This is a genomic window from Nitrosospira sp. CT (assembly GCF_059489795.1).
The window spans coordinates 12209-33788 of the sequence record NZ_JCAHZJ010000032.1 but is presented as its reverse complement, the minus strand read 5'-3'; the positions used below and the strand labels follow the sequence as shown (position 1 = coordinate 33788).

At 53.0% G+C, this 21580-nt stretch carries 18 protein-coding genes, 1 tRNA gene and 1 other RNA gene; 4 read left to right on the top strand and 16 right to left on the bottom strand.

Going from position 1 to position 21580, the window contains the following annotated elements:
• Positions 1–11: 11 nt before the first annotated feature.
• The 4 genes from dnaX to AC52W5_RS05420 all read right to left on the bottom strand — a co-directional run bounded on the left by dnaX (position 12) and on the right by AC52W5_RS05420 (position 3777).
• The gene (gene dnaX / locus AC52W5_RS05435; RefSeq protein ID WP_495670258.1) at positions 12–1787 is read right to left on the bottom strand and encodes a DNA polymerase III subunit gamma/tau; all 1776 of its coding nucleotides are present in this window, start codon (positions 1785–1787) and stop codon (positions 12–14) included.
• A 132-nt stretch (positions 1788–1919) separates the two neighbouring features.
• Positions 1920–2018: signal recognition particle sRNA small type (gene ffs / locus AC52W5_RS05430), an RNA gene on the bottom strand.
• Positions 2019–2500: 482 nt separating this feature from the next.
• On the bottom strand, positions 2501–2899 hold the full coding sequence (locus tag AC52W5_RS05425; protein ID WP_495670257.1) for a hypothetical protein: 399 nt from the start codon (positions 2897–2899) through the stop codon (positions 2501–2503).
• Positions 2900–3700: 801 nt separating this feature from the next.
• Positions 3701–3777, bottom strand: a tRNA-Met gene (locus tag AC52W5_RS05420).
• A gap of 377 nt (positions 3778–4154) precedes the next feature.
• Here AC52W5_RS05420 and AC52W5_RS05415 point away from each other — a divergent pair.
• Complete coding sequence (locus AC52W5_RS05415; protein ID WP_495670256.1) at positions 4155–5093, top strand: diguanylate cyclase domain-containing protein; 939 nt, start codon at positions 4155–4157, stop codon at positions 5091–5093.
• Positions 5094–5326: 233 nt separating this feature from the next.
• On the top strand, positions 5327–6169 hold the full coding sequence (locus tag AC52W5_RS05410; RefSeq protein WP_495670255.1) for a response regulator: 843 nt from the start codon (positions 5327–5329) through the stop codon (positions 6167–6169).
• On the opposite strand, the gene truB is transcribed toward AC52W5_RS05410, so the two are convergent.
• From truB to rimP, 5 genes are all read right to left on the bottom strand, one after another.
• Positions 6161–7099, bottom strand: coding sequence for a tRNA pseudouridine(55) synthase TruB (truB, locus tag AC52W5_RS05405; protein ID WP_495670254.1), 939 nt, complete (start codon positions 7097–7099; stop codon positions 6161–6163). The genes AC52W5_RS05410 and truB overlap by 9 nt on opposite strands.
• A 183-nt stretch (positions 7100–7282) precedes the next feature.
• Complete coding sequence (rbfA, locus tag AC52W5_RS05400; RefSeq protein ID WP_495670253.1) at positions 7283–7663, bottom strand: 30S ribosome-binding factor RbfA; 381 nt, start codon at positions 7661–7663, stop codon at positions 7283–7285.
• A 29-nt stretch (positions 7664–7692) separates the two neighbouring features.
• On the bottom strand, positions 7693–10353 hold the full coding sequence (gene infB / locus AC52W5_RS05395) for a translation initiation factor IF-2 (protein ID WP_495670252.1): 2661 nt from the start codon (positions 10351–10353) through the stop codon (positions 7693–7695).
• A gap of 17 nt (positions 10354–10370) precedes the next feature.
• On the bottom strand, positions 10371–11858 hold the full coding sequence (gene nusA / locus AC52W5_RS05390) for a transcription termination factor NusA (protein WP_074972891.1): 1488 nt from the start codon (positions 11856–11858) through the stop codon (positions 10371–10373).
• Positions 11859–11883: 25 nt separating this feature from the next.
• The gene (rimP, locus tag AC52W5_RS05385) at positions 11884–12312 is read right to left on the bottom strand and encodes a ribosome maturation factor RimP (RefSeq protein ID WP_495670251.1); all 429 of its coding nucleotides are present in this window, start codon (positions 12310–12312) and stop codon (positions 11884–11886) included.
• Positions 12313–12620: 308 nt separating this feature from the next.
• On the opposite strand from rimP, the gene acs reads away from it, so the two are divergent.
• On the top strand, positions 12621–14585 hold the full coding sequence (gene acs / locus AC52W5_RS05380; RefSeq protein WP_495670250.1) for an acetate--CoA ligase: 1965 nt from the start codon (positions 12621–12623) through the stop codon (positions 14583–14585).
• 66 nt (positions 14586–14651) lie between these two features.
• Entirely contained in the window at positions 14652–15644 is a 993-nt protein-coding gene (locus AC52W5_RS05375; protein ID WP_495670249.1) for an MBL fold metallo-hydrolase, read from the top strand.
• 81 nt (positions 15645–15725) lie between these two features.
• Here the strand turns inward: AC52W5_RS05375 and AC52W5_RS05370 are convergent, their stop codons facing one another.
• The 7 genes from AC52W5_RS05370 to AC52W5_RS05340 form a co-directional block, all read right to left on the bottom strand.
• Positions 15726–16553, bottom strand: a complete 828-nt coding sequence (locus AC52W5_RS05370) for a TrmH family RNA methyltransferase (protein WP_074972898.1) — start codon at positions 16551–16553, stop codon at positions 15726–15728.
• Complete coding sequence (gene greB, locus AC52W5_RS05365; protein ID WP_495670248.1) at positions 16550–17191, bottom strand: transcription elongation factor GreB; 642 nt, start codon at positions 17189–17191, stop codon at positions 16550–16552. The genes AC52W5_RS05370 and greB overlap by 4 nt, the downstream gene beginning before the upstream one ends.
• 130 nt (positions 17192–17321) lie before the next feature.
• A complete protein-coding gene (locus AC52W5_RS05360) occupies positions 17322–18326 on the bottom strand; it encodes a glucokinase (RefSeq protein ID WP_495670247.1) in 1005 nt (334 codons plus the stop codon).
• Positions 18323–19108 carry a M90 family metallopeptidase gene (locus AC52W5_RS05355; protein WP_074972905.1) on the bottom strand — a complete coding sequence of 262 codons (786 nt, stop codon included), beginning with the start codon at positions 19106–19108 and terminating at the stop codon, positions 18323–18325. The genes AC52W5_RS05360 and AC52W5_RS05355 overlap by 4 nt, the downstream gene beginning before the upstream one ends.
• Before the next feature lie 45 nt (positions 19109–19153).
• Positions 19154–20296, bottom strand: a complete 1143-nt coding sequence (locus AC52W5_RS05350) for a DNA recombination protein RmuC (RefSeq protein ID WP_074972908.1) — start codon at positions 20294–20296, stop codon at positions 19154–19156.
• Positions 20297–20471: 175 nt separating this feature from the next.
• Positions 20472–20930 carry a hypothetical protein gene (locus tag AC52W5_RS05345; RefSeq protein WP_143104267.1) on the bottom strand — a complete coding sequence of 153 codons (459 nt, stop codon included), beginning with the start codon at positions 20928–20930 and terminating at the stop codon, positions 20472–20474.
• Positions 20931–20972: 42 nt separating this feature from the next.
• Complete coding sequence (locus AC52W5_RS05340) at positions 20973–21527, bottom strand: DUF488 domain-containing protein (protein WP_495670246.1); 555 nt, start codon at positions 21525–21527, stop codon at positions 20973–20975.
• Positions 21528–21580 lie beyond the last annotated feature (53 nt).

Genomic DNA, 21580 nt, shown 5'->3' with positions numbered 1-21580 from the left:
TTTTACCTCCACTATTGAATAGGTTTGATCGATGAAACGATCAGTTTTGCATCGAAATTTTCAACGAGGTCACGCACGAACGGATCGGACTCGATAGCCGCGATGGCCTGCGATTGCTTCTCCTGTTTTTCACGATTTTCCTGCTCCGCCGGACTCATGCCGTTAACGACTCCCACTGAAAACTTCAACCGTACCGGCTTACCAAGATACTCCCTTATGGCGGCTTGCAGTCTGTCCTGGTAGGTCTTGTCCAGCAAATGCTTATGGAGTTCCGGTACGCAAAATTCTATTTCATCCTCGGAAAAACTCTTCACCTCGCAGTATTGAGCCAGCATTCTGCTCAATCCGTTCACCTTCAGGTGGCCAACTATCGTAATCCAGCTATGACTGAAAGACTCTGTGGAGCCCGGCTTTTCCGGCATCGGATCGCGCTCCGGCGAATCCGGCACTGGCCCTGCCGACCGCCTTGAATCACCAGTGGAATCATTCCTGGCCACTCTCCCTTCCCGGGAGCGCCCTTCCTTTTCCATCTCTGCTCGCCCTGAGCCTTTCGTCTCTGTTCGGCCTTTCGTCTCCGTTTGGCCTGAGTCCTGAGCCTGTCCAAGGGTCGAAGGATATTTGCCGCTCCCTGACTTTGCAGGCGAAGAACCTGACGTTCCTCTGTCCCTGCCTGTCTCCCCTCCTCCTGACAGGAAATCCTCCGGAATGAAAGCCAGCATACGCAGCAAAGTCATGGTGAAACCTGCATACTCATCCGGTGCCCGGCCCAGATCCTCGCGTCCGTGTATGGCAATCTGATAAAACAGTTGAATATCTTCTGGCGCGAATGTTTTCGCTAGCTGGAAAACCCGATCCCGCTCAGGCTCATCGTCACCAATCGCCGCCGGCACAATCTGCGCGAGGGCTAGACGATGCAGCAGGGTCGCCAGATCCTGCAAGGCGGCGTCGAACGAGAGACTGCGGGTTTCCATTGCATCGGCGATCGCAAGCATTCGTGCGCCATCTCGTTGCGCCAGCACCTCCAGCAGATCAAGCAGGTACCCCTGATCGACCGCACCAAGCATGTCGCGCACACTTGCTTCTTCGATCTTTCCCTCACCAAAAGCGATGGCCTGATCCAGAATGCTCAAGGCATCACGCATGCTGCCCTGTGCCGCACGTGCCAATAACTGCAGGGAAGTGGCATCACAGTTTATATGCTCCTGCTCAAGCACATGCCTGAGGTGCGAGACGATCAGCGGAAACGGAATCTGCTTGAGATTGAATTGCAGACAGCGAGACAAAACCGTTACCGGAATCTTCTGCGGATCAGTGGTCGCAAGTATGAATTTGACGTGTTCCGGCGGCTCTTCCAGCGTTTTCAGCATGGCATTGAAAGCCGATTTGGAAAGCATGTGCACTTCATCGATGATGTACACCTTGTAGCGTGCGACCGTAGGAGCGTACAGCGCGTTCTCCAGCAGTTCGCGCATTTTTTCCACCTGCGTATTGGAGGCGGCGTCCACTTCGATCAGGTCAACAAAACGCCCACCATCAATTTCGATACAAGCAGAACAGATTCCGCAAGGTTCGGGGGTAACCCCGGCTTGGCAGTTGAAGGCTTTCGCCAGGATGCGCGCGATAGTCGTCTTGCCGATACCGCGCGTGCCCGTAAACAGATAAGCATGATGTAAACGCTTCTGTTCGAGCGCATTGGTAAGTGCACGAACAACGTGATCCTGTCCTGTCAGTTCGGAAAAGCACCGGGGACGCCATTTGCGGGCAAGGACTTGAGTCGGGGAGGACACGCTATGTCGAGAATCGAATCGGCGAAACGGTTATTTCAGATTTTCAGGCTGAGGCCGTAACTGACGGTATGAATCCTTGAAGCGTGCAGTTGGGAAGATGTATTCGTCCATCCACCCAACCTGCACAAAAAGGGTGGCGAGCCCGACCCCCGGCACTTGCAAAAAATAGCTGTGGCTGCTTCCTTCCGGACCTGACCAGGTTCACTACCATGCAATGCGGGGAGGCCCGCCGTAAAGCTAAAAGAAAAAATTAAAAAAGCACAATCCCCGCAAACTGAGAAATTGTGCATATCCGTAATTTTGATATTTTGCCCGGACTCGAGGCCCACGTCTACTACCGTTCTTTCCAAACGACGAGTATCAGCCTCAATTGAGGCCGCATCTGGACAACATGCGTCGGAATAGCAGTTACGAAGGGGGTCTACCCGGATTGCGGCCGCTCGGATTCTAATTTTGCATGCTCGCCGCAATCTCTCCGGCCACCATCGCCGGGGGCGCTGACGGTAACACTCTTACCGTCCTAAAACAGGATAAGCAGTAACCGTGAAATGGCATGGGTGTATCGAGGCTACGCCAAGGATCAAAGTCTCTATCTTCTGCAGTCTGCGGCAATGATAGTGAGACGCGGATCATGATCTGATCCCTCCCCTCGCCACCCTGGAAATTTCGCAAGAGAAAGAGCTGATAAGAAAAACCCGCCGAAGCGGGTTAGATCAAGCTACTTTTCTTTGTTTTGCAGTCAATTGACGCAGATTTTTTGCCGCTTCTTTCCCCATCGATTTCATCTTTGAAGCAGCCTCTCTTAATGCTTCCCTCCTCGTCGACTTCATCTTTGAAGCAGCCTCTCTCAATATCTGTTTCTTCTCCGAATCTGCAAATCGTTTCAAAATATGACGCATCAGAGGCTGGTAGCCAATTCCATACATCGAGGCGATAAGCTTAAAATCCTCAATCAAAGATTTCTCAAGTCGTATTGAGACAGGTTGCAAATGATGCTTGTCTGTCAATGCCTGCACATCCTCTGGGTCGATTGTGACAAATTCTTCTGCTGCGCCACGCTCTCTTGAATCCTGCTCCTCTTTTGTGCTCTCGATTGTCTCCCGATAACTCATGGCCCTCTCCTTTCCAGTTAATCAACGGGTTGCGATACCTTTCTGTATATACGCAACTCTTCAGTACCAGGATCGTATGCCGATTTAATCGTCAACTCCTTCTGTGTTGGCAATTAAATTGGCATATTGTTTATACAAAACGCACCAAAGTCAACCCTAATTAACCGTTGCGAACCCAGGTCTTTTCTCTTTTCTTCAACCCGCCCTGAGCGGGTTTTTTATTTCCATACGTTAAGTGTTTAACGGTAAAAGCTTTCTTGTATTGTTAATCTGCCTGCTCGCTTCTTTCCTCCCTGCACGAAGAAGCGATTGCAGTAAACTCCCTTCCTGGCCCGGCGTTCGGCGGGCCTTTTTAGTGCCTAAGTAATTTCAGACATCGGAATAAGTGGTATTGTTGCCATTTTCTGTTCATAGAGGGTGGGTCCGAAACGAGGTATTCCAGAATCCAGGCACGCTGAGGCGCTGGAAGGGAAACGAGACAATGAGGCAATGTGTGAAAGCTATTGGAAACCTGCCATGGAAAGAGCAGGAGCAGATACCGTCGCTCTTATCAGGCGCAATTTCTCGGAGCAATTGAGATGATGATCTCTGCCGGAGAGTCATCCATGTGGATAGCTCAGCAGATGGGAAATTCTGGCTGGGGGATGATCCGTGGGATTTAGGACCGGCTTATGCCAGATGCTGGATAGAAAGCGGTAAAAATCTTCTCAAAAAAGCTGTGATTCCGGTGCCAAAACACATCATTTAGCACCTATTTAATCTACCGCTTTTCATAGAACTTCACGAAAATCAATAGCTTTTTGGTTGCGGGGGCAGGATTTGAACCTACGACCTTCGGGTTATGAGCCCGACGAGCTGCCAGACTGCTCCACCCCGCGCTAGAGAATTGAGATTATAACAAGCCGGGTTTATAAAGGTCAAATCTCTTTTATTATAATCATAGATCATAGGGCTTATGTTCGCCTCGAACTGAATGCCTTTCGGACCTTTCGGGAAGGGGAAAACGATCTCCTGGAAAAAACGGCGCCTTCTTCTACATATTATCATTAATTCCCATTTTCTTATGAGAGTTAGCGCACAGAGAGACGGGTAAAATAGGGGCAATATTCGACCTTGCGATCTTGTGCACGTTAAGTTCCGCTTACTTGCTGCCCTCAGCCGTTTGTGCGCGGATAAGCAGAAAGGGGACAGGCCACCCGAAGGTTAACGGGTTTAGAAAGGAAAGGCGATAAGTCCTTATGAAGGTATAGGCAATATGATTACCGAAGCTGATATTCATACAGCAAGGATTCTGATTGTCGATGATCAGGAAACAAATGTGCAGTTGCTGGAAAGCATGTTAGCCGCCGCAAACTACACGTCTGTCACCTCGACGACCGATCCGTTCATGGTGTATGAACTGCACCGGCAAAACCACTACGATCTGATTTTGCTCGATTTGAAAATGGCTGGCATGGATGGGTTTCAGGTACTCGAAGCCCTGAAAGAAATCGAAGCAGATGGATATCTACCTGTACTGGTCGTCACCGCCAATCCCGATTCCAAGCTGCGAGCGCTTCAGTCCGGCGCCAAGGATTTTGTCAGCAAGCCTTTTGACATGAGCGAAGTGCTCGCCCGCGTGCATAATCTGCTCGAAGTGCGGCTGCTACATCAGCAAGCGCGCAGTTACGCAAAGTCGCAGGAATTCATGGCACTGCATGATCCGCTGACGGAACTGGCCAACAGACGGCTTCTGGTGGAAAGAGTATCCCAGGCTATCATCCACGCAAAGCGCAACAATAGCGTTATGGCAGTCTTGTATCTGGATCTGGATGGGTTCAGGCAAATCAACAACACAATGGGTCACGATGTAGGCGATCTGCTTCTGAAGCTGGTCGCGGCCCGCCTCATTGCCGCAGTTCGACAGGAAGATACCGTGGCTCGGCTCGGCGGTGATGAGTTTGTGATTTCGATGCCGTATGTAAGCAATCTCGATGGCGTAAGTCGTACAGCGGAAAAAGTAATAAAAGCACTGTCGCAGCCTTACAACATTCAGGGAAATACCATCACCCTGACCGCAAGTGCTGGTATCGGGATTTTTCCTGATAATGGCGAAGATGCGAAAACCCTTTTGAAGAATGCAGATGCTGCCCTGCTGAAAGCAAAGCAGGCGAACAAAAATACTTATCGAATTTCAGAACGAGTAAGCGCCTAGCATTTAGCCCCGCTTCCGCCACTATTGCTGTGTCGCCGCAAATTTCCCATATTTTGCTGAAATCAGAACATTTATCGGAAAACCACATTCTGTTTCTGCTCGCCAAGAAAATATAATAATGACTGGCTCAAGAAAAAGAAGAATCGGTTTTTCCGTGCTATTCATCTATAAGACGGGTTACGAATAGAGGAAAATGATGAAACCGGTCAACGGGAACAAACGGGATAAAAATAATGATCAATAAACCTGACACTCTGAACGCTAAAATCCTGATCGTGGATGATCAGGAGGCCAACGTCCGGCTGCTTGAACAGATGCTGAGCGACGCGGGTTATAAAAACATTACCTCGACGATGGATCCGCGCGAAGTCAGCGATCTCTATCGGCAGAATCATTACGATCTCATTCTTCTTGATCTGTATATGCCGGGAATGGATGGTTTTCAGGTATTGGAAGCGCTAAAGAAAATTGAACGGGAAGGTTATCTTCCGGTACTCGTAATCACTGCGCAACCGGGTCATAAGTTGCGGGCGCTGCAAGCAGGAGCAAAGGATTTCGTCAGCAAGCCGTTCGACCTGATTGAAGTTCAGACCCGTATTCAAAATATGCTGGAAGTGCGTCTGCTGTATAAGCAGTTGGAGGATTACAATAAAAGGCTGGAACAAACGGTTGCGGAGCGAACCGCGGAACTGCGTGAAAGTGAAGCCAGATTTCGCCGTCTCACAGAACTGGCTTCTGATTGGTACTGGGAACAGGATGAAAAGGGAAATTTCACCAAAGTTTACGGTCCCGTCCTGGATATGCTGGGGATTAAAGTCGACCACTTGATGGGGGAATCCAAGGGGCATAATGGAACGCGCTGGAACGAAGCGGAGTATTCAGTTTTCAAGGCAAATATCGCGGCAAGACGGCCTTTTATCGATTTTATCTACAGACGGACCAAACCGGATGGGTCGACGCAATATCTGATGGTCAGTGGTGAACCTATGTTCGATTCTTCCGGCCGCTTCACTGGCTATCGGGGTATTGGCAAGGACATCACCGACAGCATGCATGCAAGTCAAGCTTCACAATGACTGCTCAACCCTTATGAGTCTTTTCGGTGAGACGTAACCTTCCGTTGAAATTTCTCCCAGTCCAAGGAATCGCTGCCCCTTGTCATACAACCGCACCTGTCTTCCTGGTGAGAGGCTTTCCCCTGCCGGATGACTGGGGATTGCGCGTCCCTGGAGCAGAGATAAAGCCGCGGCAGAATCCACAATAACCGCGGGAAAAGACTCCAGGAGACTATCGGCTGGCAGCAGGCAGGAATCCCGTTGAGATGGCGGCATAGCTTCGAGTGCGGTCAGTGTATGAGCCTGTGGCAAATTAAAACCGCCCAGTGCGCTCCGGCACAATGCGGTAAGATAAGCACCACCGCATCCCAGCGCACGTCCCAGGTCCTCTGCCAGCGTACGAACGTAGGTACCGCTCCCACATGTCACGCGCATGCGTATTTCATTGCCTTGATAAGCCTCGATACTCAAGTCGTGGATCGTTATCTCACGCCGCTGTCGTTCGATTTCCACTCCTGCTCTGGCAAAGGTATACATGGGTTTCCCGCGGTGCTTGATTGCGCTGTACATGGGCGGCACTTGCGTAGTTACGCCGATAAAGCTTTTGAGTACTGTCTGAATCTTCTCCCATGTCAGATCCTCGCATTGAGGTTCCGCACCGGCAGCAATTGAAATCTTCCCCTCTGCATCACCAGTCGTACTCATATAGCCAAGTCTCAGAGTGGCTTCATATGTCTTGTCTGCACCGAGCAGGACCGATGAAAATTTGGTAGCTTCTCCGAAGCAAATGGGCAGCAAGCCTGTCGCCATCGGGTCAAGCGTACCGGTATGGCCGGCCTTATGAGCGGAAAAAATGCGTTTGGCGGTCTGCAGGGCTTGGTTGGAAGAGAAACCGGAGGCTTTATCGAGCAGCAGCACACCGCTGATATGCCGCTTGGTACCTGCGGACATTTGAACTATGGGGTCTCGGAGCTAACCTGAATCCCGGCAGTTACTATCGAAGGTAGAGCGGGATTTGCAGATAGTGCTGGGAACTGCCATCGATCATGATGGGCCTGGTGATATCCAGCTCCGGTCATGCAGCTTGCGGGAGTAGCTGCATGAATTCGACCAGATATAAGCGTGATAAACAATTCAGGTGTTGTCAGTTTCTTTTCCAGAACGGTCGGAAGCCACGGCTTCATCTATCAGTTGCGACAGGCGGACTCCACGTTCGATGGATTCATCATAAATGAAATGCAGTTGTGGTATGACGCGTAGCTTCAACCGCTGCAGCAATTGGCCGCGCAAAAAGCCCGCGGCATTTTCCAGCCCGTTCTGGACGAGAAAGTTGTCACTTTCACTATGCAGCGTGGTATAGAAAACTTTCGCGTGCGCATAATCCTGACTCACCTCGACACCGGTCAAGGTAATCATACCTATGCGGGGGTCCTTGAGTTCGTTGCGTATCAGATCGGCCAACTCACGCTGCATCTGATCGGCAATCCGCAACGTGCGGGAATAATCTTTGGGCATAAAACTTCAATGCGGAGCTTTCGCCCCGCTTACAGAGTCCGAGCGATTACCTGGATTTCGTAGGTTTCCAACTGGTCGCCCACCTGGATGTCGTTAAAGTTCTTGAGTGACAGGCCGCACTCGAAACCCGCCCTCACCTCTTTCACATCATCCTTGAAGCGCTTCAACGAATCCAGTTCTCCGGTATGGATCACCTGGCCATTGCGTATCACTCTCACGAGCGAACCACGCCTGACAAGCCCCTCCTGAACAAGGCAACCCGCCACCGCGCCTACTTTGAAAATGCGGAATACTTCGCGGATATCCAACAGTCCGGTGATATTCTCCTTGCGCTCGGGCGCCATCATGCCAGAAAGTGCAGCCTTGATCTCATCCACAGCTTCGTAAATGATGCTGTAATAGCGCACATCCACTCCGGCAGAATTGATGAGTTTGCGCGCAACCGCATCCGCCCGACTGTTGAAGCCAATGACAACTGCTTTGGAAGCCAATGCGAGATTGATATCCGATTCTGTAATCGCCCCCACCCCACTATGAATGATGTTGACCTTCACTTCGTCAGTTGAAAGTTGTTGCAGCGCGTGCACCAGAGCCTCGTAAGAACCTTGTACGTCGGCCTTGATAATAAGTGAAAGGACTTTTACTTCTCCCCTCTGCTCGAACACGTTCTCCAGTTTGGCTGCCTGCTGCTTTGCAAGTTTTACATCGCGGAACTTGCCTTGGCGGAAGAGGGCAATTTCACGCGCCTTGCGCTCATCCGTCAGAGCCACCACCGATTCGCCGGCTACGGGAACCTCCGATAAACCCTGGATTTCAACCGGAATGGAAGGTCCTGCCTGCTCCACCTGTTTGCCGTTCTCATCCAGCATGGCCCGCACCCGACCATAAGCCGCGCCCGCCAGCAATATATCACCGCGCTTCAAGGTACCGGATTGAACAAGCACGGTTGCAACCGGGCCTCGCCCTTTATCCAGCCGTGATTCGATCACAATTCCCTTTGCCGGCGCATCCTTCGGCGCCGTGAGTTCAAGAACTTCAGCCTGGAGCAACACACTTTCCAGCAGATCATCGATACCTTGACCGGTCTTCGCCGAAACTTCGACAAACATGGTTTCACCGCCCCAATCTTCCGGCACCACTTCCTGTACCACGAGTTCCTGACGAATCCGCTCGGGATTGGCTTCCGGTTTGTCGATTTTCGTCATTGCCACTATGATCGGCACCTTCCCCGCCTTGGCATGATGTATTGCTTCAGCCGTCTGTGGCATTACTCCGTCATCCGCCGCCACAACCAGTATGACCAGATCGGTAACCTTGGCTCCCCGCGCACGCATGGCCGTAAAGGCCTCATGCCCCGGTGTATCCAGGAACGTCACCATGCCCCTTTCAGTCTCGACGTGATAAGCCCCGATATGCTGGGTGATGCCACCTGCTTCGCCGCTTGCCACTCGTGTGCGGCGGATGTAATCCAGAAGCGAAGTCTTGCCATGGTCTACATGACCCATTACCGTAACGACCGGTGCACGTGCTTCCATTTTCAATTCGGAAGGCGCGATCTCGGCATCAGCCAGGAAGGCTTCAGGGCTATCGATCGCGGCGTATTTGGCGACGTGGCCCAACTCCTCAACCACGATCATGGCAGTTTCCTGATCCAGCATCTGGTTGATGGTCACCATGTTGCCCATTTTCATCAGAGCCTTGATGACCTCAGCCGCCTTGATGGACATTTTCTGCGCAAGCGCCCCGACAGAAATGGTTTCAGGCACCAGCACCTCATGGACCACCGGCTCGGTCGGCGCTGAAAAAGCATGAGGGGTGGGTTCCCCGGAAATTCTGCCATGCTTATCCTTGCGCGCGCGCCAGCCGCTCTTTGCTCCAGTCAGATCACCCCTGGTCTTGAGACCACGCTTCTCGACCTTCTCTTCCTTCCAGACAACCGGCTTTGCCGGTTTCTTTTTCTTATCCGCCTTCTCTTCCGGCTTCACTACCGGCTTGTGTAAGGTACCTTCGGTAGAGGCAGGCTGCGACGCAGCTGCTTCCGCTTCCCCAGGTGCCACCGTTGCCGCCGGGGCTGCCGGAGCTGGCGAAGGAGTTTCAGTCGCAACCGGCGCCGCCTCAGGCCCGGCTACAGGAGCAGTAACCGGCGCCGGGGGCGTTGCAGATTCTTCGGACTCTTTGATCTCCACAACCGGAGGCCTTTCACGCAGCCTTTTTTCCCGCAACTCTGCAGCCTGGCGCGCAATCAATTCAGCCTGCCGCCTTGCCTCCTCCTGCCGCAATGCCTGCTGTGCCGCATCGATGACAGGGGTTCGCACCGGAGGCACAGGAGGAGCGGAAGGTGCAGAAGGTGCAGAAGGTGCAATGGTCTCAGCCGTTTTCCGTTCGGCTGTCAAATCGCCTTTTACAAATACGCGCTTCTTGCGCACTTCCACCTGGATGCTGCGTGGCTTACCGGTGCTATCCGCCTTCTTGATTTCCGAAGTCTGTCGACGCGGCAGGGAAATCTTGCCCTTCTCCTCCTTGGCGCCATGAATCTTGCGCAGATACTCGAGAAGCTGCGTTTTGTCCTTCTCGGTCAGGCTATCCTCGGTCATGTGCTTGCGCACACCGGCGGCCTGCAATTGCTCCAGCAGCACGGTGGGAAGCACGCCAAGTTCACTCGCAAATTGCTCTACATTCATTTGAGACATTAATTACCTTCAGTCGGCTATGCTCTATCGGCCTGAGCAAACCACGGGGCACGTGCCGCCATGATCAACTGCCTGGCCCGTTCAGTATCCATTTCGACCATTTCCACCAGATCATCCACGGCCAAGTCGGCCAGGTCTTCCTGGGTGCTTACTCCTTTAGCCGCAAGTTCACGCGCGGTCTGGCTGTCCATGCCTTCCAGCGCGAGCAGGTCTTCCGCAATGTGCTCCACCTTTTCCTCGCTCACGATGGCCTCGGTCAACAACGCGTTGCGAGCCCGATTGCGAAGCTCGTTGATAGTCTGTTCGTCAAATGCCTCGATCTCCAGCATTTCGCTGAGGGGGACGTAAGCCACTTCTTCCAGAGTAGTAAAACCTTCCTGCGCCAGAATGTCCGCCACTTCCTCATCCACATCCAGTTTTTCCATGAAGAGCTGGCGCAAAACCGAAAACTCCTCTTCATTTTTTGCCTGCGACTCTTCCATCGTCATGATGTTGAGCTCCCAGCCCGTCAATTCTGATGCCAGCCGGACATTCTGGCCTCCGCGCCCGATCGCCTGGGCAAGATTGCCTTCGTCCACGACAATGTCCATGCTGTGTTTCTCTTCATCCACCAGAATGCTGCTGATCTCGGCAGGAGCCAGCGCATTGATTACGAATGTGGCGGGATCATCCGACCAAAGGATGATGTCTACCCTTTCACCGGCCAGTTCGCCGGTCACGGCCTGGACTCTGGAACCTCGCATGCCTACACAGGTGCCGATCGGGTCCACCCGCTGATCATTCGACTTCACTGCGATCTTCGCACGCGAACCAGGATCGCGCGCTGCCACCTTGATCTCCAGCAAGCCCTCCTCGATCTCAGGCACTTCCAGTTCAAACAGCTTTATCAGAAATTCCGGCACGATTCTTGACAGGACTAACTGCGGACCTCTCGTGGTACGGTCGATCCTGTGCAAGTAAGCGCGTACTCTATCCCCAACACGCAGGTTTTCCTTGGGGATCATCTGGTCACGCGGCAATATGGCCTCCACCCTGCCGGATTCGATAATCGCGTTTCCACGTTCCATGCGCTTGATGGTCCCGGTAACCATATATTCCTTGCGCTCGAGAAAATCGTTCAGGATCTGCTCGCGTTCGGCATCACGGATTTTCTGGAATATCACCTGCTTTGCCGCCTGGGCACCGATGCGACCGAATTCCACCGGCTCCAGAATCTCTTCGATATATTCATCAAGCTTGATTTCAGGATCTTGCTGCAATGCCCCGCTCAGCGATATCTGACGGGCCGCATCCTCCACCGCATCGTCTGCCACCACCTGCCAACGGCGCAAGGATTGATAGTCTCCTGTCTGGTGGTCGATCGATACGCGCACGTCAGCGTCCTCGTTAAAACGCTTTTTCGTGGCGGACGCCAATGCAAGTTCAAGTGCCGCAAAAACAATGTCCTTCTCGACATTCTTTTCGCGTGCCAGTGCATCCACCAATAGCAAAACCTCGCGGCTCATGTTATCTCCAGCCAGTTACTCATAATTACAGTTTCGGAACGAGACGAACCTTCTCAAGGTTATTGAGTTCAAGGTCCAGCATTTTTCCATCTACTTCCAGTTTTAAAATCCCGTCCTTCACTTCGCGCAAAATGCCGACAAAATTTCTTTGCCCCTGTAACGCCACCCGCAGCCTGAGTTTAACGGACTCTCCCGCAAAGCGGATAAAATCTGCTGTCTTTTTCAGAGGCCGGTCGAGGCCCGGCGAGGATACTTCCAGCCTGTCATAATCCACGTTCTCAACGACGAGAAGCCGGCTCAGATGATTGCTGACAGCCACGCAATCATCCACATTCACGCCATCGGGCTTGTCGATGAATACCCGCAACAGCTTTCCCCCTCGTGACCGCTCCAGGTCAACCAGTTCATAACCCAGTCCTGCAAGGGTCGGCTCGAGCAATTCGTACAGATCCATAGGTGCCGATACAAACAAAAAATGGGCTGAAAGAAGCCCATCGTTATTATTCTATTTTAACAAATATTTATGATCCGGGAAATAGGAACTGAATTCCGCTTTCATGATCAACTGACAAAAAATCTGTCAAAAAGTTTTTTCTGCCAACATGTTATAGAAAAAAAACGGCAAGCCTGCAAGGGGGGACCGCAATGCGCGGATTTGCCATCGGCATGCATAAATGGCGGATCGGTATGAAAAAACTTATTACGAAAAGCGCCGAATGATACAATTTACCAGCTGAAACAAAAATATTCAGGGAGGTAGCTGTGGCGACGATTCAATCCATCCTCAATGAAACACGCACCTTTACACCCTCCGCTTCGTTCGTGGAACAGGCGAATGTATCCGGGAAAGAATATGATGCCCTTTGCGCAGAGGCTGAAAAGGACGAGACAGCGTTCTGGGCCAGACTGGCACGGGAGCACATTTCCTGGCACAAACCATTTACCCGCGTGCTGGATGAAACCAACCATCCGTTCCTCACCTGGTTCGATGACGGAGAACTGAATGTTTCATACAATTGTCTCGATCGACACCAGGTCACCCAAGCGGACAAGGTTGCGCTTATTTTCGAGGCGGATGATGGCGCTGTTACGTCCTGTACCTACCAGGATCTCTACCGTCGCGTATGCCGGTTTGCAAATGGTCTCAAGTCACTGAATATCAGGAAAGGTGATCGCGTCGCCATCTATATGCCGATGAGCATCGAAGCGGTAGTGGCAATGCAGGCGTGCGCGCGCATAGGTGCGATACATTCAGTCGTGTTTGGCGGCTTCTCCGCTAAAAGCCTGCATGAGCGGATTATTGACACAGGGGCGGTAGCCGTGATTACTGCGGACGAGCAATGGCGCGGCGGCAAGATCAACTATCTGAAAGCCGTTGTCGAAGATGCGCTTGGCAGAGGTGGAACGGATTCGGTGGAATCCGTCGTAGTCTACCAGCGGGGCAGCGGGGATCTGCAACTGCACGCCAATCGCGACATCTGGTGGCATGATCTCATCCGGGATCAGAGCGAGAACTGCGAACCCGAATGGGTGAACGCCGAGCATCCGCTATTTACGCTCTACACCTCCGGTTCCACCGGCAAACCAAAAGGCGTGCAACACTCTTCCGCGGGTTTTCTGCTGGGTGCCATCACGAGCATGCAATGGATTTTCGACTACAAACCCTCCGATATCTTCTGGTGCACGGCCGACGTAGGCTGGGTCACGGGGCACACCTATGTGACTTATGGTCCGCTCGCCGTCGGCGCGACCCAGATCATATTCGAAGGCGTTCCTACTTATCCTGACGCGGCCCGCTTCTGGAAGATGATCCAGGATCATAAGGTGACCACGTTTTATACAGCACCCACTGCCATCCGCTCGCTTATAAAACTCGGACCTGACCTGCCGAAACAATATGATCTTTCCTCATTGCGCCTGCTCGGTTCGGTGGGCGAACCGATCAACCCCGAAGCCTGGGTGTGGTATTACACGACCGTTGGCCAATCCCGCTGTCCGCTGGTGGATACCTGGTGGCAAACCGAAACAGGTGCTCACATGATCGCCCCCACGCCTGGAGCAGTAATGCTCAAACCCGGTTCCTGCACTTTGCCGCTTCCAGGTATCAAGGCCGGTATCGTGGATGAAGCGGGGCATGAGGTACCGGTCGGCAAAGGCGGCTTTCTCGTGATCAAGCGCCCGTTTCCTTCCCTGGCCCGCACATTGTGGGGCGACCCGGAACGCTTCAAAAATACCTATTTTCCAGAAGAGCTTGGCGGCAAGTACTATCTCGCGGGAGATTCAGCCCACCGCGATGCGGATGGCTATTTCTGGATCATGGGGCGCATCGACGATGTGCTGACTGTTTCCGGTCATCGTTTAGGGACAATGGAAATCGAATCGGCACTGGTAGCGAGTCCGCTGGTTGCTGAGGCCGCGGTGGTAGGCAAGCCGGACGAAATCAAAACCGAGGCTATCGTGGCTTTTGTGGTATTGAAAGGCGCACGCCCGAAAGCGGAGGACGCTCATCACATTGTCCAGGAATTGCGCAATTGGGTATCGCAGGAAATCGGTCCCATCGCCAGGCCTGATGAAATCCGGTTTGGGGATAACCTGCCGAAAACCAGATCCGGCAAAATCATGCGCCGGTTGCTGCGTACGCTCGCAAGGGATGAGGAAATAACCCAGGATGTATCCACTCTGGAAAACCCGGCGATACTTGAACAATTGAAACAGGTGGTAGCGTAGTTGGGGAATCTGCATCTTGGCCAGTTGCATGATGGCGCGCAATCTTCATCGGACGCCGAGCCTGGAATGACTTCATCGCCCTCTATTTTGCCTCCGCACATTTCTCATCTTCCCAGCCTCACTGATTATGAAAATGGGATCAGCGCCATTGATGCCGATTATTTGCGCCCCGGCCTGGCTGCAATTCATCTGATTGTGGAAAACGGCAAAGCTGCGCTGGTGGATACCGGAACTTCATCTTCCGTTCCCCGTGTACTGGAAGTGCTGCAGAAAAAGAATCTGGCTCCCGCAGATGTGGCGTACGTACTTGTCACTCATATCCATCTCGATCATGCGGGGGGTGCGGGAGAATTCATGCGCCATCTCCCTAACGCCAAACTGGTAGTGCATCCGCGCGGAGCTCGCCATATGGCAGACCCGGCGCGTCTTGTCGCCAGCGCGATGACCGTCTACGGCGAAGCGGAATTCAAGCGCATGTACGGGGATATTCACCCGATAGATGCGAGCAGAATCATTGAGGCGCCGGATGAATTCAGGCTGGATTTCAACGGCAGGCCGCTGCTGTTTCTCGATACGCCGGGACATGCGCGTCACCACTACTGCATCTTCGACGAGCAAAGCAATTCCTTTTTCACTGGCGACACATTCGGCCTTTCCTATCGGGAATTCGATGTCGATGGCATGGAATTCGTGTTTCCGACGACCACTCCCGTGCAGTTCGACCCCGTTGCGGCGCATGCCTCACTGGATCGGCTCATGAGCTACAACCCGTCTTACGCCTTTCTCACGCATTATGGCCGCATCGCGCATCTCGCACGCCATGCGAACGAACTGCATGGCCTGATTGACGCGCACGTATCGATTGCGAGAAAGCTGCGAAACGTGCCTGACAGGCATGCAGCGTTGGTGGAGGAACTGGGCGAATTGTTGTTGCGCCGAGTAGTCGCACACGGCTGTAAATTAACCGAGGAAAGGATTCACAGCCTGCTGAGGCTGGATATCGAGCTCAATGCGCAGGGTCTGGAAAACTGGCTGGATCATTCCGAGGGGAAAGGTTGAGCCGCACCAGCCAGACAGCTGTGGAAGCTGCTATAGCAGCCATATTAACGGCATGAGGAGTAGATAATAAAAAGCGGATACTTATGCGCTTCCCGCTTCCGTCTGCCTCACCCTCTCAAAAAAACAAACTGCTGCCGCAGCCGCCGCATTCAGTGATTCTGCATCCCCCGGCATGGGGATAGTAATCCGTTCATGGGCGACCTGAAGCAACTCATCGCTCAAACCCGCACCCTCATTCCCGAACACGAAGGCTACCGGACCGGTCAATCGCATCTGGTAAAGACTTTTTTTCGCACCCAGTATGCTTGCAATTACCTTGCCTCTGAACGCCCGCGCAACTTCTGCCAAGTTGGCACGTTCGTGTATTCGAACAAGGAAATGAGCGCCCATGGCGGCACGAAGCGTCTTCGGCGACCAGGCGTCGGCACAGCCGTTGGAAAGATACACGTCGCTCGCACCAGCCGCGGCGGCGGAACGCAGTATGGAGCCGACGTTGCCAGGGTCTTGTATGGCTTCAAGCAATGCACAGAAGCTTTCTGCCTGCCCTCTCTTTTGCATGGGAATGGCTTCAGGAGAAGGAATCGGTACCACAGCCATGAGGCCGGTTGCAGTCTTTACTGTGGAAACTTCGCGGAACAACGCGTCCGGTAAAACCATCACTATCGCTTCCCGCGTGGGGACGCCTTCTGTCACTTTTGTTACTTTTTCCAGCAGGAATCTGATTTCCGGGTTTTCACACCCGGTCTCGCTCACGACCAGCTTTTCTGGCTCTCCCAGCGCAAAATAAGCTTCAACCAGATGAATGCCGTCAAGGAGTGTCAGTCCCGCAATTCGCCGTTGCCGGGATGATTCCTGCAATTTAACCAGTTCTTTGAAAGTGGGATTATCGCGAGAGGTAATAAACTTCATTGAGGAGTGGAGTTATCGGCGGAGCCCGCCATCGCCCTCCCCGTTCCCGAACCCATCCCGAAGGGTTCCATGGGAATTGCCTGGTACCTGACTTCCAGAATCTCCAGTTCTTCCGTTCCCCCGGGCGCATGTAATGTCACTACATCACCTTCGCGCGCTTTGATCAATGTCCGCGCCAGCGGCGAAACCCAGCTTATGTAGCCCCTGGTGGTATCGATCTCATTCACACCGACGATGGAAACCGTTTTCTCCTCGCCTTTCTCATTGACATAGGTAACGGTGGCACCAAAAAATATCCGCGTTTCATCTTCCCGGGGCGTGGATGGATCGATGATTTCCGCCATATCCAGTCGTCTGGTGAGAAAACGAATGCGCCGGTCGATTTCGCGCAGGCGCTTTTTGCCATAGATATAATCCGCGTTCTCCGAACGGTCGCCGTTTGCGGCCGCCCAGGAAACCGTTGCGGTTACCTGAGGACGTTCCCTGTTCATCAGCCACAAAAACTCATCCATCAGCCGCTTATGCCCCTCCGGAGTGATGTAATTTTTGGCGCCGGAAGGTAATGACGGCAGAGCATCCCCGTTGCCTTCTTCGTCAAGGTCGTCAGGCTCGATTTCCCTGGTAAATGCCTTGCTCATGCTTACTCATCCAATCTCATTCAATCGATCAGCAATCGGATCTGGTCTTGTGACAAACAGGCACAATGCCTGGACCCGTTTGACAGATCCAGATCAGAAATCCAGGCTCCCAACTGTTTTCGCGATGTTTTTACACCTCATCCAGCATTCTTCGGGCTTCTTCCGCAGCCCCAAGCAATCCGACTTTTGGATTCATCACCACATGTACCGGAATTTCCTCCATCAGCCCGGAAAAGCGTCCTTTGTTGCAAAATGCTTTCATGAAAGTGCCTTCTCTCAATTTGTCGATAATTTTTGGCGCAATCCCTCCCGCCACATACACGCCACCCCGGCACAGGCCCGCCAGGGCCAGATCGCCGGCATAGGCCCCGTAAACCTCGACAAATAAATCCATTGCTTTCACTGCTAGCGGGTGCTTCTGGTTGAAGGCGAGATCGGATATAAGAGCGGCATCATCTTCTTCCAGCTGCATCGGTATCCGTTCGCGGCTGTCATCCGATTCTTCCTGCAGAAAACGAAAAACATTTGTCAGCCCCGGACCGGAGAGTATCCGCTCGACCGATACATGGCCCAGGCGTTTTCGCAGATGATGCAACAACCGGTCCTGCAACTCATTCGCCGGTGCAAAATCAATATGTCCAGCTTCGCTCGGCAACGATGAATAGTCTCCATCTTGCCAGGCGAGCCATGCCACTCCCATCCCGGTACCCGCACCCAGCACGACTCGCATCCGGCCGGCATGACATTGGCCGGCCTGCAACGTCATCAGGTCGTTTTCCTGCAGGATACCCACACCCGATGCCACGGCTGCAAAGTCATTGATGAGTTTGACTTTGGGAATGGAAAATTCCGGGGAGAGCGCCGCGGAGTTCATCACCCACGGCAAATTTGTGAGTGCTACTTCCTGTCTGGCAATCGGCCCCGCTACCGCGAAACAGGCGCTCACAGGATTGCCATCAATATCGAGCGTGGAGACTTCATTCATAAAATCCCGGAGCATGTCTGAAAAACTCGAATAGGCCGAGCTCTCATAGCGTCGTTCGCAGCGTACCCGGATATTGCCGTCTTTCAGTTCTGCCGCTTGCAGCAAGGTCTTGGTTCCGCCAATGTCGCCACTGATGAAATATTCGTTCACTGTTCACTCCATCGCTGTGCGGGGTCCTGACGATAAAACAGCGCGAGCTGCTCATATACTGCCGGGAAATGTATTCTGACAGAGAGAGGCATTTCGAAAAAAGCTTCGCTGATCACCGCGAAGAACTCTGCCGGACTCTCGGCCGCATAAGGGTCGATTTCCATCATCTCCCCCTCGTCGATACTCCTGCAAAAATCCGCATAAGCTTTACTGAACGCTTCACTCCATGCCTGCTGGCTCATATCCGGATGTATGGGAGGAAACCCGTTGGCCTCCCCATTCAGCATATCCAGCTTGTGGGCAAATTCGTGTATGACAACATTGTATCCCTGGCTGATCCCGGTTCCTGCCATAGCAGCCACCGTATCTTCCCAGGAGAGAATCACCGGTCCACCCAGCCAGGATTCGCCGGATGCAGGCTCCACTGCATGATGCGCGATGCCGTCCTCATCCACATATTCGTAATCGCGAATAAATTCACCCGGATAAACGATGATTTCTACCCAGCCATCGTAATAATCGAGATCGAGATTCAGGATCAGAATGCACGCCTGTGCAGCGATCAGTACGCGCATTTCGTCGGTGATCACCAGTCCGTGGGCACCGCTGACTTGCTTGACGTGAAGAAACAGTATGACGCATTCCCGCAAGCGCTCGAGTTCAGCCGCTTCGAGCGCGCGCAGGAATCGCAGGTGTGTTATCGCGTTCTGCCAGATATCATCGGGGACGGATTGATTCTCGATGATACGGCGGCGATACCAGGTTTTGATGTTCGAGAGCATGGGGGATTCTGGATGTATCCTCCTGCATGTGATGCCCGCCGGGACTTATCTGGAAGTTTCTTCGTCCGTCGGTTCCATCACTGACGTTTCCATTTCCAGTTGAGGCGGCTCGAGATCCACGGCCTCTATGCGGGCAAAACGTTGGCTTATCTTCCGGCTTGAAACATGCACCTCTTCCACGTCCTGATTGGCCTGACGGATATGGTCTGCAAGTTTTTTCATACGCTCGTCAAAGCGTGCAAAATCCTTGCCCAGCCTGGACAGTTCGTTCTTGATGATGTGTACCTGCTCGCGGGTTTCGATATCCTTGAGCACGGCGCGCGCGGTATTCAGTACCGCCATCAGGGTGGTAGGCGAAACTATCCACACCTGCTTCTGCATGGCGTAATCGACTATGTCCGAATGATAGGCATGGATTTCGGCGAAAACAGCCTCTGCCGGTACGAACATCACCGCCCCGTCGCAGGTTTCGGGCGGCAGGATATATTTTCCGGCAATATCATCCACATGTTTTTTCACGTCTGCCTTGAACTGCTTCTGGGCCAGGGCACGACTCGTTTCATCCGTATGACGATCGAACATGCGATGAAAATTTTCCAGCGGAAATTTTGAATCGACCGCGACCATTCCCGTTGGAGGCGGCAGCTTCAGCACGCAATCGGCGCGGCCGCCGTTGGAAAGCGTATGCTGCATTTCGTACGCAGAGGGCGGCAGGATGTTGCGAACCAGCGCCTCCAGTTGCACTTCGCCAAATGCACCGCGCGAGCGTTTGTCGCCCAGGAGTTCCTGCAGGCTCACCATATTGGTGGTCAGGCTGTCGATCTTTTTCTGGGCTTCATCGATTGTCGCAAGCCGCGTCATGACGCTGGTGAAAGTCTCGTTGGTTTTCCTGAACCCTTCGTCGAGACGTTCCGCCACCCGACCACTGATCTGGTCCAGCCGCGCTTCCACCGTTCCCCGCAGTTGATCGGAATTCCTGCCCAGGACTTCGGAAAGCCGGTTGCCCTGGTTTGACAGTCCTTCATGCAAATCCTTGAGCATGTCGCGATGCTTGTCTTCCATCAGCCTTGCCTGCTGCCCCAGCAGTTCGCGCACCATGGTCGAGAGCATGCCGAGCCTGATCACCAGATAGGCCATGGTGACAAGCAGAATCGCAGCAGCAGTAATGATCAGCAGGTAGTCTTGCATTATTTTCTGAAGTATACCGGAGAATGGTCTTTATCTGCCTGCTTTTACTGATCAGGAGAAAAACCATCGGTTGCCCTGGAAAGGCCTTCCATCAGACAGCGGCCCGAAACCCGGAAATCGGAATCGGTAACTGAGCATAGTATGCAGCATGCTGCATTTTTCAGTGCTCCAGAAGTTATCTTGCACGACCGGCCTGATACAGTTCGCTTTGCATCTGGAGCTTCCGCCATCTCTCCTGGCGCTGCCTGGAGCGTTCCTCATAGCTGCTCAATCGCTGCTTGCTTTCATGGCTTTTCTCGGCCCGCTCCTTTCGCGCCTTCCTGCCCGCCCGACGCCTGCTCTCCACAGATCTTTCCTCTCCCGTGGCATCTTTCGGTCTAACCTCCTCCGAAGCCTCTTCCCATGGGCGCGATTCTCTTGGATCCGGCTGTAAGGGTTTCGTCTCCAACGGGTTGGCGCTCCACGGACGCACTTCCCAGGGCTTTGGTTCGCCGCTTTCCTTCCCGCGCTGTTTTGTCTGGGTTTTCTGAGGCCCTGGCTTTCCCCACGGATTATCGTCAGATGCCGCAGCGGGCTGCACGATCAGCATCGCAAAACCGAGCAGCACCATCAATCGGGTAAAACATATGTTCATATTTCATTACCCCCTTTTAAAAGGTAACAATCCAATCATCGTTTATATCAGCCGCCCCTGTTGCGCAGGATAAAAAATTTTCAGGCCATCCGTCTGCGCCCATGGAGTCAGTGAATGCGGTTTTCGTCCGTGGTTATCGATGATGTCTTCCACCCGCATGCCACGGACGACAAGCGCGTCCGCAATCAATGAACGATGGCATCGCCAGGGAACGGCCTCGGCGCACATCAATGCGCAACAGTCATGCGCAGCGAGCTCGATAACCTGGTTCACATTTTCCACAAATTCCTGAGTTTGCATATAGTCCGCATAGCCACGGAAGGATGCATTGCGCCAGCCCTCATTGATCGAGTCCTTGCGCGCACGCCGAAGCCCGCCCAGGCCAGGTAAATGAGTGTACTTGATACCCGTTGCTCGCAGAGAGTCCGGCAGGGTTTCCTTGTTGAACTGGGGATTATGCCGCGAACGCGGTACGGTTCGTACATCGAGCAGGTGTGTAACTTCGTTTTTTTTCAACAGATTGACGAATTCTTCAAGAGGATGAGTTGAATGTCCGATGGTGCATATCAAGGGCTCTGCACCGAAGGAATCTTTCATGCTGTTCGCGGTGGCTTCCATAGGAGCGCTAAAATCCAGTCTGTAGTAGACCC

Bases quoted from the DNA above. Each gene is read 5' to 3' on its own strand.
- AC52W5_RS05425 (WP_495670257.1), bottom strand. From the start codon at position 2,899: ATGAGTTATCGGGAGACAATCGAGAGCACAAAAGAGGAGCAGGATTCA.
- AC52W5_RS05415 (WP_495670256.1), top strand. From the start codon at position 4,155: ATGATTACCGAAGCTGATATTCATACAGCAAGGATTCTGATTGTCGAT.
- AC52W5_RS05410 (WP_495670255.1), top strand. From the start codon at position 5,327: ATGATCAATAAACCTGACACTCTGAACGCTAAAATCCTGATCGTGGAT.
- truB (WP_495670254.1), bottom strand. From the start codon at position 7,099: ATGTCCGCAGGTACCAAGCGGCATATCAGCGGTGTGCTGCTGCTCGAT.
- rbfA (WP_495670253.1), bottom strand. From the start codon at position 7,663: ATGCCCAAAGATTATTCCCGCACGTTGCGGATTGCCGATCAGATGCAG.
- infB (WP_495670252.1), bottom strand. From the start codon at position 10,353: ATGTCTCAAATGAATGTAGAGCAATTTGCGAGTGAACTTGGCGTGCTT.
- nusA (WP_074972891.1), bottom strand. From the start codon at position 11,858: ATGAGCCGCGAGGTTTTGCTATTGGTGGATGCACTGGCACGCGAAAAG.
- rimP (WP_495670251.1), bottom strand. From the start codon at position 12,312: ATGGATCTGTACGAATTGCTCGAGCCGACCCTTGCAGGACTGGGTTAT.
- AC52W5_RS05375 (WP_495670249.1), top strand. From the start codon at position 14,652: ATGACTTCATCGCCCTCTATTTTGCCTCCGCACATTTCTCATCTTCCC.
- AC52W5_RS05370 (WP_074972898.1), bottom strand. From the start codon at position 16,553: ATGAAGTTTATTACCTCTCGCGATAATCCCACTTTCAAAGAACTGGTT.
- greB (WP_495670248.1), bottom strand. From the start codon at position 17,191: ATGAGCAAGGCATTTACCAGGGAAATCGAGCCTGACGACCTTGACGAA.
- AC52W5_RS05355 (WP_074972905.1), bottom strand. From the start codon at position 19,108: ATGCTCTCGAACATCAAAACCTGGTATCGCCGCCGTATCATCGAGAAT.
- AC52W5_RS05350 (WP_074972908.1), bottom strand. From the start codon at position 20,296: ATGCAAGACTACCTGCTGATCATTACTGCTGCTGCGATTCTGCTTGTC.
- AC52W5_RS05345 (WP_143104267.1), bottom strand. From the start codon at position 20,930: ATGAACATATGTTTTACCCGATTGATGGTGCTGCTCGGTTTTGCGATG.
- AC52W5_RS05340 (WP_495670246.1), bottom strand. From the start codon at position 21,527: ATGAAAGATTCCTTCGGTGCAGAGCCCTTGATATGCACCATCGGACAT.